Below are 18,280 nucleotides of genomic sequence, written 5' to 3'. Positions count from 1 at the left end.
CATGTCGGCCGACATCGACCCGACGAACGTGCTGGTCGTCTGCGTTGACGAGCACAACCGCAATGCAATGGGCTGCGCCGGTCATCCGGTAGTGAGCACCCCGAACATCGACCGACTCGCCCGTCGCGGCACTCGGTTCACCAACGCCTACACCAGTTCGCCCATCTGCGTGCCTGCTCGTGCGTCGCTTGCCACCGGCCTGTACGTGCACCAGTGCCGGGCATGGAGCAGCGCTGAACCCTTCGACGGCAGCGTCCGCGGCTGGGCGCAGCGACTGCTCGATGCCGGTCATCGCGTCGTCTCGGTCGGCAAGCTCCACTACCGCAGCAGCGAGGACCCCAACGGGTTCGACCCCGAGATCGTGCCGATGCACGTGTATGACGGCATCGGCTGGTCCACCGCGCTGCTGCGCGAACGGGTGCCGGTGTCCCCCGCAAATGCACGATTCGCCCGCGACGTGGGGTGGGGTCACAGCGAGTACACCGCGTACGACTGCGAGATTGCCGATGCGGCCTGCAATTGGCTGCACAAAAGCGCATCGGAACGCTCACAACGGCCATGGGCGCTGTTCGTGTCGTTCGTGTCCCCGCACTATCCCCTCATCGCCCCCGAGCAGTACGAGGAGCTGTACCCGCTCGAGCGGATCGAGATGCCCGACGCATACGAACCGGCGCAGCGGCGGCGCCACGCAGCCGTCGCGATGGTGGAGCGCGCCTTGGGCTACGACTACTTCGAGAGCGAGGAGCACGTGCTGCGCGCCCGGGCTGCGTACTACGGACTGTGCTCATTTGCCGATGCGCAGATCGGCCGGCTGCTCGCGGCACTCGAGGCATCCGGGCAGACCGACCGCACCCGGATCATCTTCACCAGCGACCACGGCGAGATGCTCGGCAATCAGGGCCTGTGGGGAAAGAGCGTCATGTTCGAGGACTCGGCGGGCATTCCCATGATCGTCGCCGGGCCCGACATCCCCGCAGGTGCTGCGGTCGACACGCCGGTGTCGCTGGTCGACTGCCATCCCACCATCATCGACGCCGCAGGCGCCCCGCCCGAGGACGGAGACGAACTGCTGCCTGGCGTGAGCCTCATCGACCTCGCAGCCGGCGCTCGACCCGATCGAACCGTGCTGTCGGAGTATCACGACGGCGGCTCGCCGACGGGGATGTTCATGGTTCGCTGCGACCGCTGGAAGTACGTTTGCTACCCCGGCTATCCGCCCGAGTTGTTCGATCTCGATGCCGATCCGAGCGAGCTGCAGGACTTGGGTCAGGACCCGGATTTCGCCGATGTCCGCCGCCGATGCGAGTCGAGGCTGCGCACCGTCTGCGATCCCGAGGAAGTGAATGCAGCGGCCTTCGCCGATCAAGCTCAGCGGCTCGCCGCACTCGGTGGCGAAGCGGCGGTCCTCACGGCCGGCGACTTCCACGAACGCCAATCCCACACACCGGTGCCGACCTCAGCGGCCTGACGCGTCCCGGCACATGCGCGTGCTTCCCTCCCGAGCGGGCGAGGCGCATAGTGTGCGCGAGGGAGCCAGTGATGTCGACGTGTCCGTTTCATCCGTTCTCGGCGGAATTCCTCGCCGATCCGTACCCGACCTTCGCTTCGGTGCGTGAGGAGACCCCGGCCTTCTACAGCGACGAACTCGACATGTGGGTGGTCACGCGCTACCGAGACGCGTCGATGGTGATGTCGGACACCGAGCAGTTCTCGGCGTCGAACTCCCAGGATCCGCTGCTGCCGTTCTGCCCTGAGGCCGGCAGGGTTCTGGCCGAGGGGTTCGGCTACACGCCGGTCATGACGAATCTGGACCCGCCCGAGCACGCCCGGATTCGTCGGCACAACATGACCGCGTTCTCGACCCGCCGGGTCGCGAACCTCGAGCCGGTCATCCGTGAGATCGCCACGAGCCTGCTCGACGACATGCTGGCCGAGGATCGGTTCGACTGGGTAGCCGGCCTGGCGTACCCGCTGCCGATCAACGTGATCTTCGAACTGGTGGGCTTCCCCAGCGAAGACGCCGACATGGTCAAGGGGTGGGGCGGGGACCGGCTGACCATCATGTTCGGACACCCGGACGAGAGCGAGCAGCTACGCGTGGCGCAGAACATGGCGGCGCTGTGGCAGTACTGCTCGGAGCACGTGCAGCGCCGCAAGGTCGACCGGGCCGACGACTTCACCTCCGCCCTGCTCGACATCCGCGACGCCGACCACGAGGCGATCAGCGAGACCGAGATCACCAGCGTGGTCATGGGGCTTGGGATCGCCGGTCACGAGACCACCACCAACCTGTTGGCCAATGCAATGCGGCTCCTGGCAGAGCACCCCGACCAGTGGACCGAGATCTGTGCCGACCCGTCGCTGATCCCCAACGCCGTCGAGGAAGCCCTGCGGTTCGACTCCAGCGTCAACGCGTGGCGGCGAAAGGCACGTACCGACATCGACCTCGGCGAGGGAGCCGTGATCCCCGAGGGGGCCAGAGTGCTGGTGCTGCTCGGGTCGTCCAACCGCGACGCTGCCGAGTTCGACGACCCGGACCGCTTCGACATCCACCGCACAGGTGCACGCCGCCATCTCTCGTTCGGCAAGGGCATTCACTACTGCCTCGGAGCCCCGCTGGCCCGTCTCGAGGCCCGCGTCGCCTTCGAGGAGCTCACTCGACGGGCACCCGACCTTCGCCTGGCCGACCAACAGCTCGACTACCCGCCGATCATCTCGTTCCGCGGCCCCCGGCAGCTCTGGTTCACCCGCAACCGGCAGGACACCCCATGACCGTGCTGAACCATCACGACCTGGGCGAGTACCCCATGTGGGCCGCGGACCCAGCGAGCTTCGATTTGAACGACCTCGACGCCCGCTTTCTTGACTACCCGTTCCCGACCTACGCGCGCCTGCGCTCCGAGTCGCCCATCCACCGCAATGGCGACGGCAGCTTCTTCGTGACCTGCTACGACGAAGTGGCGTCCGTGCTCAACGGACGGGCGATGAGCTCGGACAAGAAGGCCCCCCTGAGCGGCGTCTTCGGGTCCGACGCTCCGATCTACGAGCACCATGCCAACGTGATGGTGTTCCTCGACCCGCCCGACCATCCACGCGTGCGGGGCCTGGTAGCCCATGCCTTCAGAACGCGAGCGCTGGCGTCATGGGAGCCGAAGGTCGAGCAAGCCGTCGACGAGCTGCTCTCCGACGCCCTCGTCGACGGCAAGATGGACCTCATCGGCGACTTCGCCTATCTCTTGCCCCTCACCGTGATCGGGCAGATGCTCGGCGTCCCCACCGACGACCGTGAGCGATTCAAGACCTGGGGAGCGTCGGTGACTGCGTCGCTGGAGCCAAACCCCGCCCAGCACGTCATCGATGCGGCCAATGCGGCAGTCGAGGACTTCAAGGGTTACCTCGGTGAGCTCGCTGACCGGCGCCGCCGCGAACCGGGCGACGACCTGATGTCGATCCTCGTGAGCGCCGAGGAGGACGGCCAGGCCCTCACCGAAGTCGAGTTGTTGCACAACGCCGCATTCCTGCTGAACGCCGGACACGAGACCACCTCGAACCTGATCGGGAGCGGCATGGACGCACTGTTCCGCCATCCCGATCAGCTCGAGCTGCTGCGCGAGCGCCCGGATCTGGTGCCCTCGGCAGTCGAGGAGATGCTCCGCTTCGACAGTCCCAACCAGATCGGCGGACGCCTGGCGCTCAAAGACGTCACCTTGCGGGATACGACTGTGCCGGCGAACACCTTCGTGTGGGTGTCCAACGGCGCCGCCAACCGCGACGCCGCCGCCTGGCAAGAGCCGGATCGCTTCGACATCACTCGCAATCCCAACCCTCACCTCGCGTTCGGACACGGGCCGCACCTCTGCCTGGGAGCAGCTCTGGCTCGACTCGAAGCCCGCGTCGCCCTTCAGCGCCTTGTTCGCTTCGCGGACCTGCGCCCCGCAGCCCAGCCCGTGCGCCGACCCCGCGCTCGCCACCGGGGTTTCCTCTCCTACCCCGTAGCGGTGTGAGTCGGCTCGCGAGCAGCATGATCGATCGCCACATCAACGACTGCGGGCGGCTGAGAATCGGAGCACCGTATTGTCGTACGCCGTGATGGAATCAGCCGAGCTGATCGCAGCGGCCGAAGGGCTCGTGCCGCTCCTGCGTGAGAAGGCCCGTGAGTCTGAGCTGGCCCGCCGTCCGGTCGACGAGGTGATCGACGCCGTACGCCGCAGCGGCCTGTTCGCGCTGATGACACCGAAGGTCTACGGCGGTCACGAGGCCGATCTCGACACCTACTTCGAGGTGTCGCTCACGCTCTCGCGAGCGGACGCCTCGATGGGCTGGCTCCTCACCTTCTACATCGAGCACAACTTCTGGCTCTGCGGCTACCCCGAGAGCTTCCAAAAAGAACTCTTCGCTGACCGCAACTACGTCCTCGCACCGGCCACGCTGAACTTCGGGGCCGGCAGTGCCGCCAAGGTGGAAGGCGGCTACCTGCTCACCGGCCAGTGGCAATGGGGCACTGGCATCGTCCACGGAGACTGGGTCCTCGCCGGCGCGCTGGAACGCAGCGAAGACGGACCGCCGGTCCCGCTGTTCTTTGCGCTGCCACGAGTCGACGTCGAGGCGATCGACACTTGGCACGTCGTCGGATTGTGCGGCACAGGGTCGTGGGACATCCGAATCGACGATGTCTTCGTACCCGACGAGCGGGTTGTCTCGATGGTCGACCTCATCAACGCCACTGGCGAGTCCCGCCGACTCCACCCCGGCGACCTCTACCGCACCCCTCTCATTCCCGTGCTCGGCTTCGCAGCGGGGCTGCCCATGCTCGGCGCTGCCCAGATGGCGCTCGAGGAGTACCAGACCCAGACCAAGGCCAAGATCGCCGCCGAACAGGTCACCGTCGGCGGCCGCGAGCGCACGCTCGGCAAGCCATCGGTCGTCGCGCGAGCCGCCCTCACCATCGACGCGGCCGAACTCATCTTCCGAGACGTTCTCGCCGAGGTCATGGCTCAACGCAATGATGCGACCATCGAGACCCGCAGCGGGTGGTTGTCCCGGCTGACGCACGCCGTGTTCATGTGCCGCGACGCCGTGCAGGACATCAGCTCGGTGACCGGTGCCAGCGGCGCCCGCCTCGAGAGCCCGATCCAGCGGGCCCTGCGTGACATCACCGCCGGCTCCAATCACGTCATCTTCGACCGCGAGCTGCGCTACGCCGACTACGGCCGGCTCCTGCTCGATCAGCCCGTCCAGATCGCGCTGATCTGAACCAATCTGACGGCTACGAGTTCACCCTGAGGCCGCGGATGCCCATGCCGATGGTGACGTTCTCCCACAGCTCGATGTCGAACTTGTCGGCGTCGTACCCCATCGAGTTCTCGTTCTGGTAGATCGGGACGATCCACGCAAGGTCGTACGCCTCCTGGAGCATCGCACGATAGGCCGCGTCGGCTTCGGAGTCCGTGGCGGCACCCACGGCCTGCTGGTACGGGCCGAGGACCGACGGAACCGGGACATTCCATGGGTTCCAGAGCGTCGGAGGCGAGAGGAAGATGCCGAACGTCTGGTCAGCGTGGATGGTGGAGACGAACGTCAGCGATGCACCCACCTGCTGGGAGGCGACCTCAGAGATGTTCGCTCCGGGAGGCACGTCGCGAATGTTCATCGTGACGCCGCCCTCGGCGAGCATCGCAGATGCGGCTTGATGCATGACGTTGAAGATGCCCCAACTCGGCACCTCGAACGTGAGGTCGGTGACCCCGGCCTCTGCGAGCAATTCGGCAGCCCGCTGCGGATCGTACGGGAAGCCCTCGTAGCCCTCGATGTGCCATGGCGAACCCTCGGGGAACACTTGATTCGCCGGCTGGCCAATGCCGCGGGTCACCGACGCACCCCAGCCCTCTCGGTTGATGAGATGGGCGATCGCCTGCCGGACTCGCACGTCGGCGAATTCGGGGACGAGATTGCCGCCGATGTCATGGAAGTGCAGGATCGAGTGGTTGTTTGCGAGATGCGCGACCTCGTACCCAGCAGCCAACGTGTCCTGAAGTTGGAAGACCCGGACAGGAGCGACGTCGACTTCGCCGGTGACGAGCGCGTTGAAGCGGGCTTCATCATCGGTGATCTGGATGAACGTGATCCGCTCGACACCCTGATCCTCGGGGCTCCAGGAGTTGGGGTTGACCTCCATCACGATCTCGCTCTCGTTCCGCGAGACGAGCTGGTAGGGGCCGGTGCCTGCGCTGACGCTTCCTGCCGCGATGGCTTCGGGATCCACGTTGGGACTCATCATGAGCCCGGGGAAGCGAGCCAGGTTGAGCAAGAGGTCGCGGTCGGGGCCGGTCATGTTGAACACGACCTCGGTGGGCGACACGACCTCGACGCTCTCGATGCCGAGCAGCAGCGCTCCCGTCGCGCCGGGTGTCGCCTTGGCCTTCTCGATATTCCACTTCACGGCATCGGCATCGAACGGTGTCCCGTCGTGGAAGGTCACCCCTTCACGCAGGGTGAATCGGGCCTCGGTCGGGGAGATCTCCCACTCGGTGGCCAAGCCGGGCACGAGCGAGTTGTCGGGCAACTCGTTCACCAAACCGTCGTAGATCGGCGAGTAGAACAGCATGCCGAAATCACGGTTCTCGAGATGGGGATCGAACGTCGCAGCAGCCAGCGGTGTGCCGTAGCGGAGTTCACCGCTCGGACCGGCAGGCGCAGCGTCCTCGCCGGTGCCGTCATCAGCGCCGGGGTCGTCGGAGACTTCGTCGCCACTCGATGCCGCGTCGCCGTCCGAGCTGTCGTCGTCTGAGCTGTCGGCGGCGGTCGTCGACGGACTGCTGGCGGAACCGTCTTCGCTCGAGCCGTCGTCATCGCCGCCGCAGGCGGCGGCGAACAATGCCAGCACCAAGACGAGTGCCAACCACTTAGGTACGCGCATTACTCCCCCTCATTTGGATCGCTTTTCAGATCATCTTCCGGGTGTCGGTCTGGTGTTCATCGCCTGCATCGGCCTCAGTGCTGGTTCGGCAGCTCGAAGCCAGAGTGACGCGAAGCTATCATATTCGCTACTGCTGTTGTTTTGCGAAATTATTGCTACGGTTGCGAACATCGCCGGCCGAGACCGGTTCCGGCAGAAAACGAGACCCCCATGGCTCTGCACGGAATGCACGGAATCACCCTCGGCGTCACAGACGTCGCAGCGATGACACCCTTCTACGAAGACTTCGGCCTTGAGGCCGACGAGTCCGGAACGACGTTCTCCTCGACGCACGGTGGCGCGCAGCTGTCGATCGTGGAGCGCAAGTGGCGGCAGATCGTCGACACCACTCTCGGCTGTGACGATGATGACGACCTCGATCGCATACGTCACGCCGCGACCGCCGCCGGTCACGACTATGTCGACCTCGGCAACGCGATCGAGATCGTCGAACCGGTCACCGGGCTGCTCATCCGCGTGAAGATCATGCCTCGGGTCGAACTCGATCCCGTCGAGCAGACACCGATGAACCAGGCGGGGTACTCCCCCCGCCTCAACGCTCGCCCCGACACACTGTTTGTCGAAGCAACGCCCCGACCGCGCAAACTCGGCCACATCGCCATGTCATCGCCCGACATCGAGGCGACAGGCAAGTTCCTGGGTGACATCATCGGCGCCAAGCTCTCGGATCGAGTGCCGGGCAATCTCGCGTTCTGGCGTACCTCCACCGACCATCACAACTTCGCCCTCGCCCAGGCTCCCGGCGCAGTGATCCATCACCTCGCCTGGCAGATGGACGACATGGACGCCATCGGCCACGCAGCTCGCAACCTGCTCACCGACAACCTGGAGCGCCACGCGTGGGGTCTCGGCCGCCACTTCCTCGGCAGCAACCTGTTCTGGTATTTCAAGGACCCTGCCGGCAACTTCGTCGAGTACTTCTCCGACATCGACCAGATCGTCAACGACGCCGAATGGATGGCCCGCGACTGGGAGCCCGACAAGGCCCTTTACATCTGGGGCCCACCCACGCCCGACGCGCTCAGACCGACCGACATCGGCGAGATCATCGAAACGATGATGGCGAACTGAGACGGCCCGTCGCCAACCCGTAGTCGCCTGGCTACCGGGTCTCGACCGGGGTTGCGAGCGCTCGCAGGGCGTCCAGGAACGCGTCGAGATCCTCGACGGCACCGAGCGGAACACTGTGCAGTTCGTTGGTGCGATCTTCGATCGCAGCTCGCCCGGCGATACCTTCGGGTGACATCGCGCCGTCGTCGTCGAGCCAACCACGCTCCACCAGCGTCGGCGGCAGCGACTTGAGCTCCAGGCCCCGCTCGGACTCCTCGAGCGCGACCATGTCGAAACCGGTCAGACCGGATTCCTCCCACGCCGCCGCGTGCGCATCGGTGCGCACGTAGCGCGCATAGGTGAGCAGGTGATGAAGCTCCTGGGCCCGGTCGGACGGCAGCGGCACCGGTTGGTAGAGCGCACACAGCGGTGAGGTCGCAGCCGAGAAGCTCTGGGCGGCGCCGTCTCGCGCCACCCCGAAACCAGCGGTTCCCCAGGTCTCGGCCGCGAGCTCGGCTCGAGTCCGGAGGTTGCCCAGCAGCGCCTCGCGGAACACCCCGACCGGCTTCCAGTCATCGTCGAGCCACGGCTCGTTTGCGAGCTTGTCGTTCGAGCCGTCGATGACGAAGTCGTCGAGGTATCGGTGGCGCAGCCGCGTGAGCTCAGGCCGCCAGCGGCCCTCGAAGAAGACCTCGGCGAGGTGTCCGGTGACCGGTGCGAGATACGCGGGGAGCGGGTCGCCGAGCTCCGCCATGGTGGCGCGCCACCGGGGCAGGGCGATGGCCTGGAAGCCGACGACGAGACGATCGAGTTCGCGCCCGATCTCGGGAGTAAGGGAAGACATCGGGCGGGGCTTCTTTCAGACGGCGAGCGGAGTTTCGTTCATCGGCTCCTCGAGGAACCCCTCGGCGAGACCTCGTTGCATCAGGAGGTCGGCCGTGGTCTGAAGGTGCTCGCGCAGCAACGCGCACGCTCGGTCGATAGAGGCGCGCAGTGTCTGATAGCAAGAAGCTTCACGGGGTCTCCTGTTGCGTCATAAGCGTAGATTATCGAGATTTATCCATGATGACGAAATAATCGCGTCATCCGACCCGAAAGCTGGTGAATGATGAGTCAGTTTGCCGACAGCATTCGAAACGTACGCGACTACGTGCGACTCCCTCTCCTCTACGACCACTGGTACGTCGCGGGGCTCTGCGAAGAATTCGACCGTACGCCCAAGGCGAGAACCCTGCTCGAGCGTTCGATCGTGTTCTACCGAACGCTCGATGGGCGCTTGGTTGCAGCACAGAACCGGTGCCTGCACCGCTCCTTCCCCCTCGCCGAGGGCTACCTAGAGGGTGACGAGCTGGTGTGCCATTACCACGGCATCCGCTACGACCCCGAGGGGACGATCGTCCGCATCCCCAGCCAGAAACGCTGCCCCGACCGCAAGCTCCGCACCTACCCGATCGTGGAGCAGGGTCCGTTCGTGTTCATCTGGATGGGCGACCAAGACGAGCCCGACTTCTCGCGACTTCCCGACCTTCCATTCCTCAGCGACTCCGGATTCCGGACGTTCCACAACAGCCACCACCTCGACGGCAGCTACCTGCTGATGCAGGAGAACCTGAACGACTTGACCCATTTCTCCTACCTGCATCGGGACTCCTTCGGATTCGATGACTCCTTCCTCGAGCTGCCGACCACCGTCGAGGAAACACCCGAGGGCGCGAGCTGCTACCGCGTCGACAACAACCCCGCACGCGCAACTGGTGCCCTGCCGCCCGACATCCAAGAACGAATAGCGGGGCGCCCCGCCGAGCGCTGGGACGGCGGGCTCGCAATCTCGCCGGGGGTGTTCAAGGGCTACGCCCCGATCAAGGTGGGTGATCCCGAGGCGGAAGACCGCGAGATCTTCAGCCAGTACATCATGCACTACGTCACTCCCGAATCGAGCACGACCACCCACTACTGGTGGTCGATCTCCAACGATTTTGGAGTGGACAACGACGCCTACTACGAGTTCATGGCCCTGACCATCAAGCATGGGTTCGACGAAGACGCGTGGGCCGTCGACCACATGCAAAAGGTGCTGGACAACGACAATTTCGACTACCAGGAGCTAGTGATCGGGGGCGACAAGGCCGGCCTGCTCTTCCGACGAATCGTGCTGGGCTGGGTCGAAGCCGAATACGGACGCACGCAGGCAACAGCCACCCAAGACTGAACCCAGACGGGACTGAGCCGAAACCATGACCGCGAAATCGCCCAGCATCGATATAGACCTGTTCAGCGACGAAGCCATCGCCGACCCGTATCCGTTGTACGAACAGATCCGCAACGCCGGCGCAGCCGTCTGGCTCGAGCCCTACGACATGTGGGCAATCTCCCGCTTCGAAGATGTCCGCGCTGCGCTCCGCGCCGATTCGATTCTGCTGTCGGGCAAGGGGGTGGCCATGAACGACGCCCTCAACAACACCGGCAATACCAACTCGCTGGTGAGCGACGGAGACGAGCACCGACGCCTGCGCTCCGCCCTGATGAGGCCCATGATGCCCAGCGCCGTGCGCGACATTCGAGAGCGAGTGCAGCAACTCTCCGACGAGCTGGTCGAGCGATTGCTCGCCTTGGACAGTTTCGACGGCATGTCCGATTTCTCTAGCTACCTGCCCGTGAGCCTCATTTCCGTGCTCATCGGCTTGCCCCCCGATGGACGTGCTCGAATGCTCGAATGGGCAGGCGCCGCCTTCAACGCGCTGGGGCCGATGAACGAGCGGGCCCAGGCAGGACTGCCCGGCGTGATGGAGGCCGGCCGATACGTGCTTGACCTCGACCCAGCCGACCTGCCGCCGCAGGGGTGGGCTGCGGGCCTCTTCCGGGCTGCCGACGAAGGCAAGATCGATCTGAGCGAAGCCCGCAAGCTGGTCTTCGACTACATCATTCCAAGTCTCGACACCACCATTCTTGGTGCCGGTCACCTGCTGTACCAGCTCGGACGCAACCCCGGCCAGTTCGACAAAGTCAAGAACGACCGGTCACTGATTCCGGCGGCGGTACACGAGGCACTCCGCATCGGTTCCCCCGTCCGCGCCTTCACCCGTTTGGCCAACGCCGATTATGAGGCTGGCGACGTGTTCGTACCGGCCGGCGACCGGGTGGTGATTCTCTACGCAGCCGCCAATCACGACGAACGGCGCTATGCGCTCCCCGCTGTATTCGACATCGAACGCGACGCCAAGGACCACGTCGCCTTCGGACACGGCGTCCACCGCTGCGCCGGAGCGCACCTCGCCGAGTTGGAGATGCAATGCCTGCTCGACGCCATGGCCCGCAAGGTCACCACGATCGACGTCGAAGACCCCACACCGTTCCCCAGCAACATGCTCTCGGGGTTCTCGTCGTTCCGAGCCAGCATCTCGTGAGTCTCACGAGCCAGCGCGTCGACGCCCACATCGTCAACACCGCCTAGAGCAGTTCGCCAAGGTCACGCTGGCTGACGAAGGACAGATGCGACGAGAAGGTCGCGAAAGAGTGCGCGACGCCCATTGCGGCCGAGGTCGTCGCGGAGCAACGCGACCGTGTGAACCGTCATGATGAGTTCGACGACGCGCGTGTCGCTGAGTTCGGTTCGGACTCGGCCCTGCGCACGCCCGCGACCGAGGACCGCCGACCAACTCTCGAGCACTCGGGCTGCAATCGCGTCGTTGACCCGCAACAGGAAGCGTTCGGGCGTTCCGGCGTGTTCGTGACGGACGATTTCGGCCACGAGTTCGTCGGCCTCGCCGGCTTCGACTGAGAACAACGAGCCCTCGATCAGCGCAGCCTCGATGTCGTCGTAGGTCGCCAGATGGGCCACGACCGAAGCGTGCAACTCCGAGAGCCGCCGGTCGAGGATCTCGGCGACGAGCGCAGGTCGATCGTCGAACTGCCGGTACAGCGTGCGCCGCGAGATCCCAGCCTCATCCGCGATGTCGTTCATCGACGTGCGCTGGGGTCCGAACCTCTCGAAACAGCGAATCGCTGCGTCGACGATCTTGTCCCGCTCATTGGCGTGGTCCGCCAGGGTCACGAGACGGCTTCGACCAACGGCGATGGCGAGGTGACTCGCACGACCTGGCCCGGTGTCTGCCCGTTGCTGACACCGGCCTCGTGGGTGACTTCACCATTGACCAGGATGTACTGGTAGCCGCCGGCGTCGCCCTTCCGTCGCCAGTCGCCGTTCGGCATGTCGTGCACGATGTCGTACCGACTCATGTCGAAATGCAGGTCGTTGAGGTCGTAGACGAGCACGTCGGCCCAGAAGCCCGGCAGGAGCGCCCCGCGATCGCGAATCTGCACGGCACGGGCGGGCTTGAGGCTGAGCTGGAAGTGCATGTCCTCGAGCGTCCGTACGCCTTGCTCCCGAACCAGCCAGATGAGGAGATCAGTCGGATAGTGGCCCATGCCGAACGACTTGGTGTGGGCGCCGCCGTCTGACCCACCACCGACGACACCGGCGTGATCGAGATACGACATGGCTTGCTCGGGCTCCGTGGCGCCGATCGGCGGCGACTTGAGCTGGAGGGCGAGATCGGACCGGAGCGCCAGATCGGCCAATACCGCGACCAAGGATTGGCCGATCTCCTCGGCGATGTCGTTGAGCGTTCGCCCGAGGTGCCCCTCGAGGGCCTCGTTGCCGCCGACATCGATTACCGTCTGGCCCGCCAAGCCCGAAGCGCCGGTGGCTGCGGTGACTTCGCCGAGCTCGGCATCGAAGCTCTCGACGAAGTCGCGGTCGCCGAGCAGGGCACGAATCTCGTCGTCGTCGGCGCAGGCGACGATCCGGCGGACGCCCTTGAACTGGCCACCGGCCGCGTCGAGCTCGCGTACGCCGGCCTCCACCCAGCCACGGTTGAGCAGCGCGCCGGCGGTGATGTCGCGGCCCAGACCTCGCTGCTCGCTGAGCCACTCCAGATCTTGGGGCACGAGGAAGTCGAGCTGATCGTTCGTGAGAAAAGCGTTGTGAATGACCCGAACGCCGGATCCATGCGCGAGTTCGGCGAGGCGTTCGGTGATCGAGCGGTCGCCATAGATCGCAATCTGTGACAGCACCTGGATGATGCCCTCGCCTCTGTCGACCACAGCGCGACGGATCTCGACGAGCGCGTCGTGATCCATCGAATCGGTCGGCATGGACGTGCCGTCGTAGTCCACGTGCGTGTTGCCCTCGGCGCCCATCGACGACATCGAGACGCCAATTACACCGGCGTCCATGGCTTCGTTGATCAGGCGATGGATCTCCGCCATCTCCTGCGCGTTTGGTGACCGGGTCTTGGCCGCGTCGGCACCCATCACGTAGACCAGCAACGGGTTGAGCGGCAGGTACGTCGAGACGTTGACGCCCTTGGGCAGCGCCTCTAGCCGGTCCATCCAATCGGGGAACGTCTCCCAGTCCCATGGCATCGCAGCTCGTTGATGAGCCACGGGAATCTGCTCGGTCGTCGACATCATCAACATCGTCCGCTCGGCGTCGTGAGCCCTCACGGGCGCGAACCCGAATCCACAGTTGGAGTTGACGACCGTCGTGATGCCGTTTGGACCCGAGTCGAGACAGTACGGATCCCAGAACAGGGCGGCGTCGTAGTGCGTATGCTGGGTGACGTGGCCCGGCGCCACGATCTTTCCCGTGGCGTCGATGGTGCGCACCGCGGTGCATCCCTTCAAACGCCCGATCTCGGCGACCCGGCCGTCGCGAATGCCGACATCCCCGTAGTAGCCAGGCGCGCCCGTTCCATCCACGACGAACCCGTTGCTGATTAAGACGTCAAACGATGCGGAATCCACAATCAGGTCCCCCTGGGTTCTCAAACTCTGGTGCCGGTGAAGCCCCGTCGCCCTGGACTGTAGCAAGTTTCTGACACAAGGCACAAAGTCTGCGTTATGTGCCAGAAACCAACCCGATGCCGACGACATGGGCGTGTCACGGGTTCGAAGTCGCCGACCGAGCCGATAGGACGCAGAACTCGTTGCCCTCAGGATCGGCAAGCACTACCCAAGAAACATCGCTCTGCCCGACATCGACACGAGAAGCACCGCGCCCAATCAGCCGATCGACCTCGGCGTCCTGATCATCGGGACGAAGGTCGATATGGAGACGGTTCTGGCCCAGTTTGGCCCGTTCGCTCGGCACGAACATGATGCCCGGCGAGCGGCCGACCTCGGGCCGAATCTCCAACACGACCGGGCCATCGTTGACAACCACCCAATCCAGCGCCTCACACCACCAACGACCAAGCGCCACCGGGTCACGCGAAGCGACAATGACCTGCTCCCACTCAACACTCACGACCGGAACCTAGCGACGCCGTCGATACTGCACGGTCCTCGCGCACCGCTGAGTGCCCCGGCTAGAAGGTACGGAGTCGCCAGGTGTCGACGGCGTCGCATGGTGTGGGCTGTCGAGCAAGCAGCGTCGGCTACTCATTTTCCGATGGCGGCGCGAATTCCGCAATTCGAAACCGAAGGAACGGGAGGACGCGATGTCAGGTGCGACCGAGATTGATCCAAGCCGAACCAGGGCTGCGTTGGACCAGGCGACCCATGCGCCGGGGGCGATCTTTGCCAGCCCCGAGATCTTGCGTCGCGAGGTGGCCGGTCAACAGGGGGAGGCACCTTCCGGCGATCACGCACCTATGGCGTTAGGAGCAGGTGGGTTAGGCTCGTCTTTGCATGGCCGATTGAGTTCGGCCTTGCAAGGAGGAAACCCTGATGGGCCCGGAGGACGCAGAGGGCGGTGGCGGTGCCGTGACGCAGGATGCCCCCGAGGAGTCGGCGCCTCGACTGCAGCCGATATCCCACGTGAACCCTCAGCGCCCAACTGAGCGCCGGAAGGCAGTTGCTATGGCCAAGCGGGCTGTGGCAGCGCCCAGGCAGCGCCGGAAGACAGTTGCTATGGCCAAGAGGGTCGTGGTGAACCCCCGGCAGCGCCGGAAGGCAGCGGGGTAACGGTTAGAGGAACAGCCTGCCCCAATGCAGCGCAGCGAGGGCTCCCAGCACTGCGGTGACTCCCGCCAAGCTCACATAGAGCCACTTCCGGCGGGCGTTGAACTGCAGGTACAGCTCTTGGACGTTGCTGTCGCCCCATAGAGCGAGGTCGCGATACACCGCGTCATCTGTGGGGAACAAGTCAACATCGTCCCCCTGCGCTACAAGCGCGTGCGGGCTATCACCAAACGGACCCTCCGGACTTCGCAGCACCGCCAGCACGGCGACTAGGTTGGCGAACACGCCCGCACCGATCACCGTCATCCACAGAACCGACGGGCTCGCCAAAGGCGGTTTCGTAGTAGGAAATCCGGCCAGCCCGGTGCCCGCAGCGATCACCGCAACGGCGAAGAACGCCATGGATCTCGTGCGGATGCGGTCCATTTGGGCGTCAAGTTCGGCTCGCCAGCGGACCACTTCCTCATAGGCCAGCCGGTAGGCGGCCCGCGACTCAGTCGGGTCAGGTTCGTTCACCGGTGCGGGACGCTACCGGCGGGCGCAGATGCGCCAGCACTGCTGAGTGCCCCGGCTAGAAGGTGTCGTAGTACTCGCGTTGTTCCCAGTCGGTCACTGCGGCACCGAACCGTGTCCACTCGGACCTTTTGAGGGCGACGAGGTAGTCGACGATTTCATCGCCGAGGGTGCTGCGGTAGAAGCCGCTGCGGTTGAATGCGTCGATGGCACCGCCGAGGGTGCGAGGCAGGAGGGGTCCTGCCTCAGCCTCATACGGCGTCTCGCTGGGGGGTGGCGCCTCGAGTTTCGAATCGATGCCGTCGATCCCTGAGAGGATTTGGGACGCGAGGTAGAGGTGGGGGTTCGCAGCGGGGTCGCCAGCGCGGTTCTCGATTCTGGTCGCGGGCCCGGGGGGCTCGTCGATGACGCGCAGCATGGCACCTCGGTGTTGGCGGCTCCACACGATCCGGTCGGGAGCGATGCTGTAGGGCCGGTAGCGCTTGTAGCCGGTAATGGTCGGCGTGGTGAGCAGGCAGGATTCCTCGGCGTGGTCGAGGAGCCCGCCGAGGTAGTGCATCGCCATCTCCGAGAGCGCTTCACCGGGGATCGTCGGCGCGAACAGGTTGCGGCCGTCGCCGGCGCTGAGGACCGATTGATGGATGTGCCAGCCGGTCGTGAAGGTGTCGTCGCCTGCTGGCCTGGACATGAACGTCGCATGCAAGCCGTGTCGCCTCGCGATCTGCTTGACGGCGGCGCGGATCAGAACCGCTTGATCGGCCAGTTCGATGCCGTCAGCGGGAGCGAAGGTGAGCTCCACCTGACTGGGGCCGTGCTCGGCCTCGATCGTCCTCGGCGCCAGGCCCAGCGCCGTGAGGTGGCGTTGGATCGGTTCGAGCAGCGGTTCAATCTGATCGGAGTAGTCCTCAGCCAGCAGGTCCCACCCCGGGTGGATGCGTTGGTGGTCACCGGAGGATTCATCGACGCGGTAGAGATGGAACTCCATCTCGAGACCAGCGCGGAGCCGCAGTCCGCGATCCGCCAGCCGCTGATGCGCTGCAGCACAGATCCGGCGCGTGGACAGCTCGACCGGAGCACCCCCGACGCTGTACAGGTCACAGAGCATCCACCCGGTCCCGTCCAACCACGGCAGCACGCGAAACGTGGCGGGGTCGGGGACCATCAGCATGTCGCGCGCCCCCATCACCGAGGCAAGCGTTGGGCCGCCGTCGGGCTCCCAGAGGCTGAACGCGTAGTGCCGGCCGGTGTCCTTGGTGAGCAACGAAGCCGGAAACGAGACGCCGCTGCGCAGCGCCTGCGCGATCTGCGCCGCGTCGAGAACCTTGCCGTGCAGCAACCCGTGCTGGTCGGCGAACGAGACCCGAACGCTTCGCAGCCCCAAGTCGCGAACCTGGTCTTCGACTCCCGCCGCGGCGTCGGACCAATCCGCGTCCCAGCGGTCTTCCAACTTCGGTATGCCGTGCAATGGTCAGTCCGCCAGCGCGGGAGCCCACCCTGAGGCCTCGCGTCGTTTGGTCTCGAGGCTGCGCCACGCGGTGTCGAAGTCGTCGACGATCGTGACGCCGTCGATGGCGCCGGGGCCGCGGAGCGCACCGGGGTCGGCCGCACCGATGAGCGTGTCCGCGTCGGGCTGGCGGATGGCAGCCAGATACATGCGGCGATGGGCACGGATGCCGACATCGGACGGGCTCAGGTGTTCGGTGGTGCGGTCAAAGATCGGGCCGGGCGACTCGACCGCCCACTGATCGTGAACATTGATGTCGGCGCCCATGCCGGTGTAGGTCCGCTCGCGCTGCTCGACCGGATCGAACCCCCAGTTGTTCGATTTGTCGGCGATCGGGCGGTACTCCGGCAGGGTGACCTGGCTGATGCGCTGCTCGCGCATGACCTCAGCATCGACGGGATCGCCGTAGCTGACGAACATCGAGTACCAGTAGCAGTGCTGATCATCAATGGGGACCTGCCACTGGGTGATGCTCATCTCTCGGCTCATCGCGATCGTGATCGCGTTCGGGAAGATGCAATTCGAGACCCGGACATGGGTGAACTCGTCCCGGTACCGGCGCAGCGTCCGGAACCTGAACCCGAACGGGGTGGGCTCGATCTTGATGTCCGGCGCAGAGGCCACCCGCATCAGCTCAGCGACGGTCACGCCGGTGTCCGCGATGGTGTCTCGGAACTGCAGCCCATAGGTGCCCTCCTCGGGGCCGAGGAAGCGATGCAAGAACGCAGCATGCGCCGGGTCCAAGCCGACCTCGTGAGCCTGCAGCCAGTTGCACCCCCACATGCCCTTGAACGCGAACACCTGCGGGCCCGGCGCCACGAAGCAATCCAGCCCAGGAAGCTCCGGTGGATCGCCCTCGCCCAAGAAGGCCCACACGATCCCATTGCGCTCCGCCACCGGGTACTGAACCTGACACACCCTGGTGTGGAACGTGGACCCCGGTGGTTCCGCCGGGGTTTCGACACACGCGCCGGTCACGTCGAAGAGCCACCCATGGAACGAACAGCGCAGACCGCCATCCTCCACCCGTCCATAGGACAGATCAGCACCGCGGTGGGGACACCGACGCCCAATCATGCCCAGACGACCTCGTTCGTCGCGAAACAGCACGAGGTCCTCTCCCAGCAAGCGAACGGGAACCACCGGCCGGTCGCTGTCGAGTTCCTCGGTGAGCGCCGCCGGCTGCCAGTACCGACGAAGCACATCCCCACCCGGAGTCCCCTGGCCGCTCTCGGTCAAGAGTCGGTTCTCCTCAGCACTCACCATGGGGGCCT

15 protein-coding genes are annotated in these 18,280 nt (G+C 65.3%); 7 read left to right on the top strand and 8 right to left on the bottom strand.

Annotated elements, in window-relative coordinates; translation table 11 throughout:
* Nucleotide 1 precedes the first annotated feature (1 nt).
* The 4 genes from ACOGJB_RS19720 (at nt 2) to ACOGJB_RS19705 (ending at nt 5,253) form a co-directional block, all read left to right on the top strand.
* The gene (locus tag ACOGJB_RS19720) at nt 2-1,468 is read left to right on the top strand and encodes a sulfatase-like hydrolase/transferase (RefSeq protein ID WP_419838770.1); all 1,467 of its coding nucleotides are present in this window, start codon (nt 2-4) and stop codon (nt 1,466-1,468) included.
* Nucleotides 1,469-1,539: 71 nt separating this feature from the next.
* Entirely contained in the window at nt 1,540-2,772 is a 1,233-nt protein-coding gene (locus ACOGJB_RS19715; RefSeq protein WP_419838769.1) for a cytochrome P450, read from the top strand.
* On the top strand, nt 2,769-4,004 hold the full coding sequence (locus ACOGJB_RS19710) for a cytochrome P450 (RefSeq protein ID WP_419838768.1): 1,236 nt from the start codon (nt 2,769-2,771) through the stop codon (nt 4,002-4,004). The genes ACOGJB_RS19715 and ACOGJB_RS19710 overlap by 4 nt, the downstream gene beginning before the upstream one ends.
* Nucleotides 4,005-4,089: 85 nt before the next feature.
* A complete protein-coding gene (locus tag ACOGJB_RS19705; RefSeq protein WP_419840781.1) occupies nt 4,090-5,253 on the top strand; it encodes a hypothetical protein in 1,164 nt (387 codons plus the stop codon).
* 13 nt (nt 5,254-5,266) lie between these two features.
* Here ACOGJB_RS19705 and ACOGJB_RS19700 read toward each other — a convergent pair whose 3' ends face one another.
* Nucleotides 5,267-6,916: an ABC transporter substrate-binding protein gene (locus tag ACOGJB_RS19700; RefSeq protein ID WP_419838767.1), complete on the bottom strand. Its 1,650-nt coding sequence runs from the start codon at nt 6,914-6,916 to the stop codon at nt 5,267-5,269.
* 210 nt (nt 6,917-7,126) lie between these two features.
* Here ACOGJB_RS19700 and ACOGJB_RS19695 point away from each other — a divergent pair, with 210 nt between their 5' ends.
* Complete coding sequence (locus ACOGJB_RS19695; RefSeq protein ID WP_419838766.1) at nt 7,127-8,047, top strand: VOC family protein; 921 nt, start codon at nt 7,127-7,129, stop codon at nt 8,045-8,047.
* A gap of 31 nt (nt 8,048-8,078) precedes the next feature.
* On the opposite strand, the gene ACOGJB_RS19690 is transcribed toward ACOGJB_RS19695, so the two are convergent.
* Nucleotides 8,079-8,870 (bottom strand): helix-turn-helix domain-containing protein, encoded by a 792-nt coding sequence (locus ACOGJB_RS19690; protein ID WP_419838765.1) that lies wholly within the window; start codon nt 8,868-8,870, stop codon nt 8,079-8,081.
* 261 nt (nt 8,871-9,131) lie between these two features.
* Between ACOGJB_RS19690 and ACOGJB_RS19685 the strand changes: the two genes are divergently transcribed.
* Together ACOGJB_RS19685 and ACOGJB_RS19680 are read left to right on the top strand one after the other, a co-directional pair.
* Entirely contained in the window at nt 9,132-10,235 is a 1,104-nt protein-coding gene (locus ACOGJB_RS19685; protein WP_419838764.1) for a Rieske 2Fe-2S domain-containing protein, read from the top strand.
* Between the two features lie 25 nt (nt 10,236-10,260).
* Entirely contained in the window at nt 10,261-11,430 is a 1,170-nt protein-coding gene (locus ACOGJB_RS19680; RefSeq protein WP_419838763.1) for a cytochrome P450, read from the top strand.
* A 62-nt stretch (nt 11,431-11,492) separates the two neighbouring features.
* Here ACOGJB_RS19680 and ACOGJB_RS19675 read toward each other — a convergent pair whose 3' ends face one another.
* From ACOGJB_RS19675 to ACOGJB_RS19650, 6 genes are all read right to left on the bottom strand, one after another.
* Complete coding sequence (locus ACOGJB_RS19675) at nt 11,493-12,077, bottom strand: TetR/AcrR family transcriptional regulator (protein ID WP_419838762.1); 585 nt, start codon at nt 12,075-12,077, stop codon at nt 11,493-11,495.
* Nucleotides 12,074-13,831 carry an N-acyl-D-amino-acid deacylase family protein gene (locus ACOGJB_RS19670; RefSeq protein ID WP_419838761.1) on the bottom strand — a complete coding sequence of 586 codons (1,758 nt, stop codon included), beginning with the start codon at nt 13,829-13,831 and terminating at the stop codon, nt 12,074-12,076. The genes ACOGJB_RS19675 and ACOGJB_RS19670 overlap by 4 nt, the downstream gene beginning before the upstream one ends.
* Before the next feature lie 136 nt (nt 13,832-13,967).
* The gene (locus ACOGJB_RS19665) at nt 13,968-14,333 is read right to left on the bottom strand and encodes a VOC family protein (protein ID WP_419838760.1); all 366 of its coding nucleotides are present in this window, start codon (nt 14,331-14,333) and stop codon (nt 13,968-13,970) included.
* Nucleotides 14,334-14,995: 662 nt separating this feature from the next.
* Entirely contained in the window at nt 14,996-15,505 is a 510-nt protein-coding gene (locus tag ACOGJB_RS19660; RefSeq protein WP_419838759.1) for a hypothetical protein, read from the bottom strand.
* A gap of 55 nt (nt 15,506-15,560) precedes the next feature.
* Nucleotides 15,561-16,949 carry a glutamine synthetase family protein gene (locus ACOGJB_RS19655; RefSeq protein WP_419838758.1) on the bottom strand — a complete coding sequence of 463 codons (1,389 nt, stop codon included), beginning with the start codon at nt 16,947-16,949 and terminating at the stop codon, nt 15,561-15,563.
* Nucleotides 16,950-16,970: 21 nt separating this feature from the next.
* The gene (locus tag ACOGJB_RS19650) at nt 16,971-18,272 is read right to left on the bottom strand and encodes a Rieske 2Fe-2S domain-containing protein (RefSeq protein WP_419838757.1); all 1,302 of its coding nucleotides are present in this window, start codon (nt 18,270-18,272) and stop codon (nt 16,971-16,973) included.
* Nucleotides 18,273-18,280 lie beyond the last annotated feature (8 nt).

Origin of the sequence: Candidatus Poriferisodalis sp., from assembly GCF_965208895.1 — a bacterium.
Classification (GTDB): domain Bacteria; phylum Actinomycetota; class Acidimicrobiia; order Acidimicrobiales; family Poriferisodalaceae; genus Poriferisodalis.
Note: the sequence above shows the minus strand (reverse complement) of the source record. Positions and strands in the feature narration are given on the sequence as shown.

Excerpts from the sequence above, each read along its gene's own strand:
- ACOGJB_RS19710 (WP_419838768.1), top strand. The coding sequence starts at position 2,769 with ATGACCGTGCTGAACCATCACGACCTGGGCGAGTACCCCATGTGGGCC.
- ACOGJB_RS19720 (WP_419838770.1), top strand. The coding sequence starts at position 2 with ATGTCGGCCGACATCGACCCGACGAACGTGCTGGTCGTCTGCGTTGAC.
- ACOGJB_RS19685 (WP_419838764.1), top strand. The coding sequence starts at position 9,132 with ATGATGAGTCAGTTTGCCGACAGCATTCGAAACGTACGCGACTACGTG.
- ACOGJB_RS19695 (WP_419838766.1), top strand. The coding sequence starts at position 7,127 with ATGGCTCTGCACGGAATGCACGGAATCACCCTCGGCGTCACAGACGTC.
- ACOGJB_RS19715 (WP_419838769.1), top strand. The coding sequence starts at position 1,540 with ATGTCGACGTGTCCGTTTCATCCGTTCTCGGCGGAATTCCTCGCCGAT.
- ACOGJB_RS19680 (WP_419838763.1), top strand. The coding sequence starts at position 10,261 with ATGACCGCGAAATCGCCCAGCATCGATATAGACCTGTTCAGCGACGAA.
- ACOGJB_RS19700 (WP_419838767.1), bottom strand. The coding sequence starts at position 6,916 with ATGCGCGTACCTAAGTGGTTGGCACTCGTCTTGGTGCTGGCATTGTTC.
- ACOGJB_RS19650 (WP_419838757.1), bottom strand. The coding sequence starts at position 18,272 with ATGGTGAGTGCTGAGGAGAACCGACTCTTGACCGAGAGCGGCCAGGGG.
- ACOGJB_RS19705 (WP_419840781.1), top strand. The coding sequence starts at position 4,090 with ATGGAATCAGCCGAGCTGATCGCAGCGGCCGAAGGGCTCGTGCCGCTC.
- ACOGJB_RS19690 (WP_419838765.1), bottom strand. The coding sequence starts at position 8,870 with ATGTCTTCCCTTACTCCCGAGATCGGGCGCGAACTCGATCGTCTCGTC.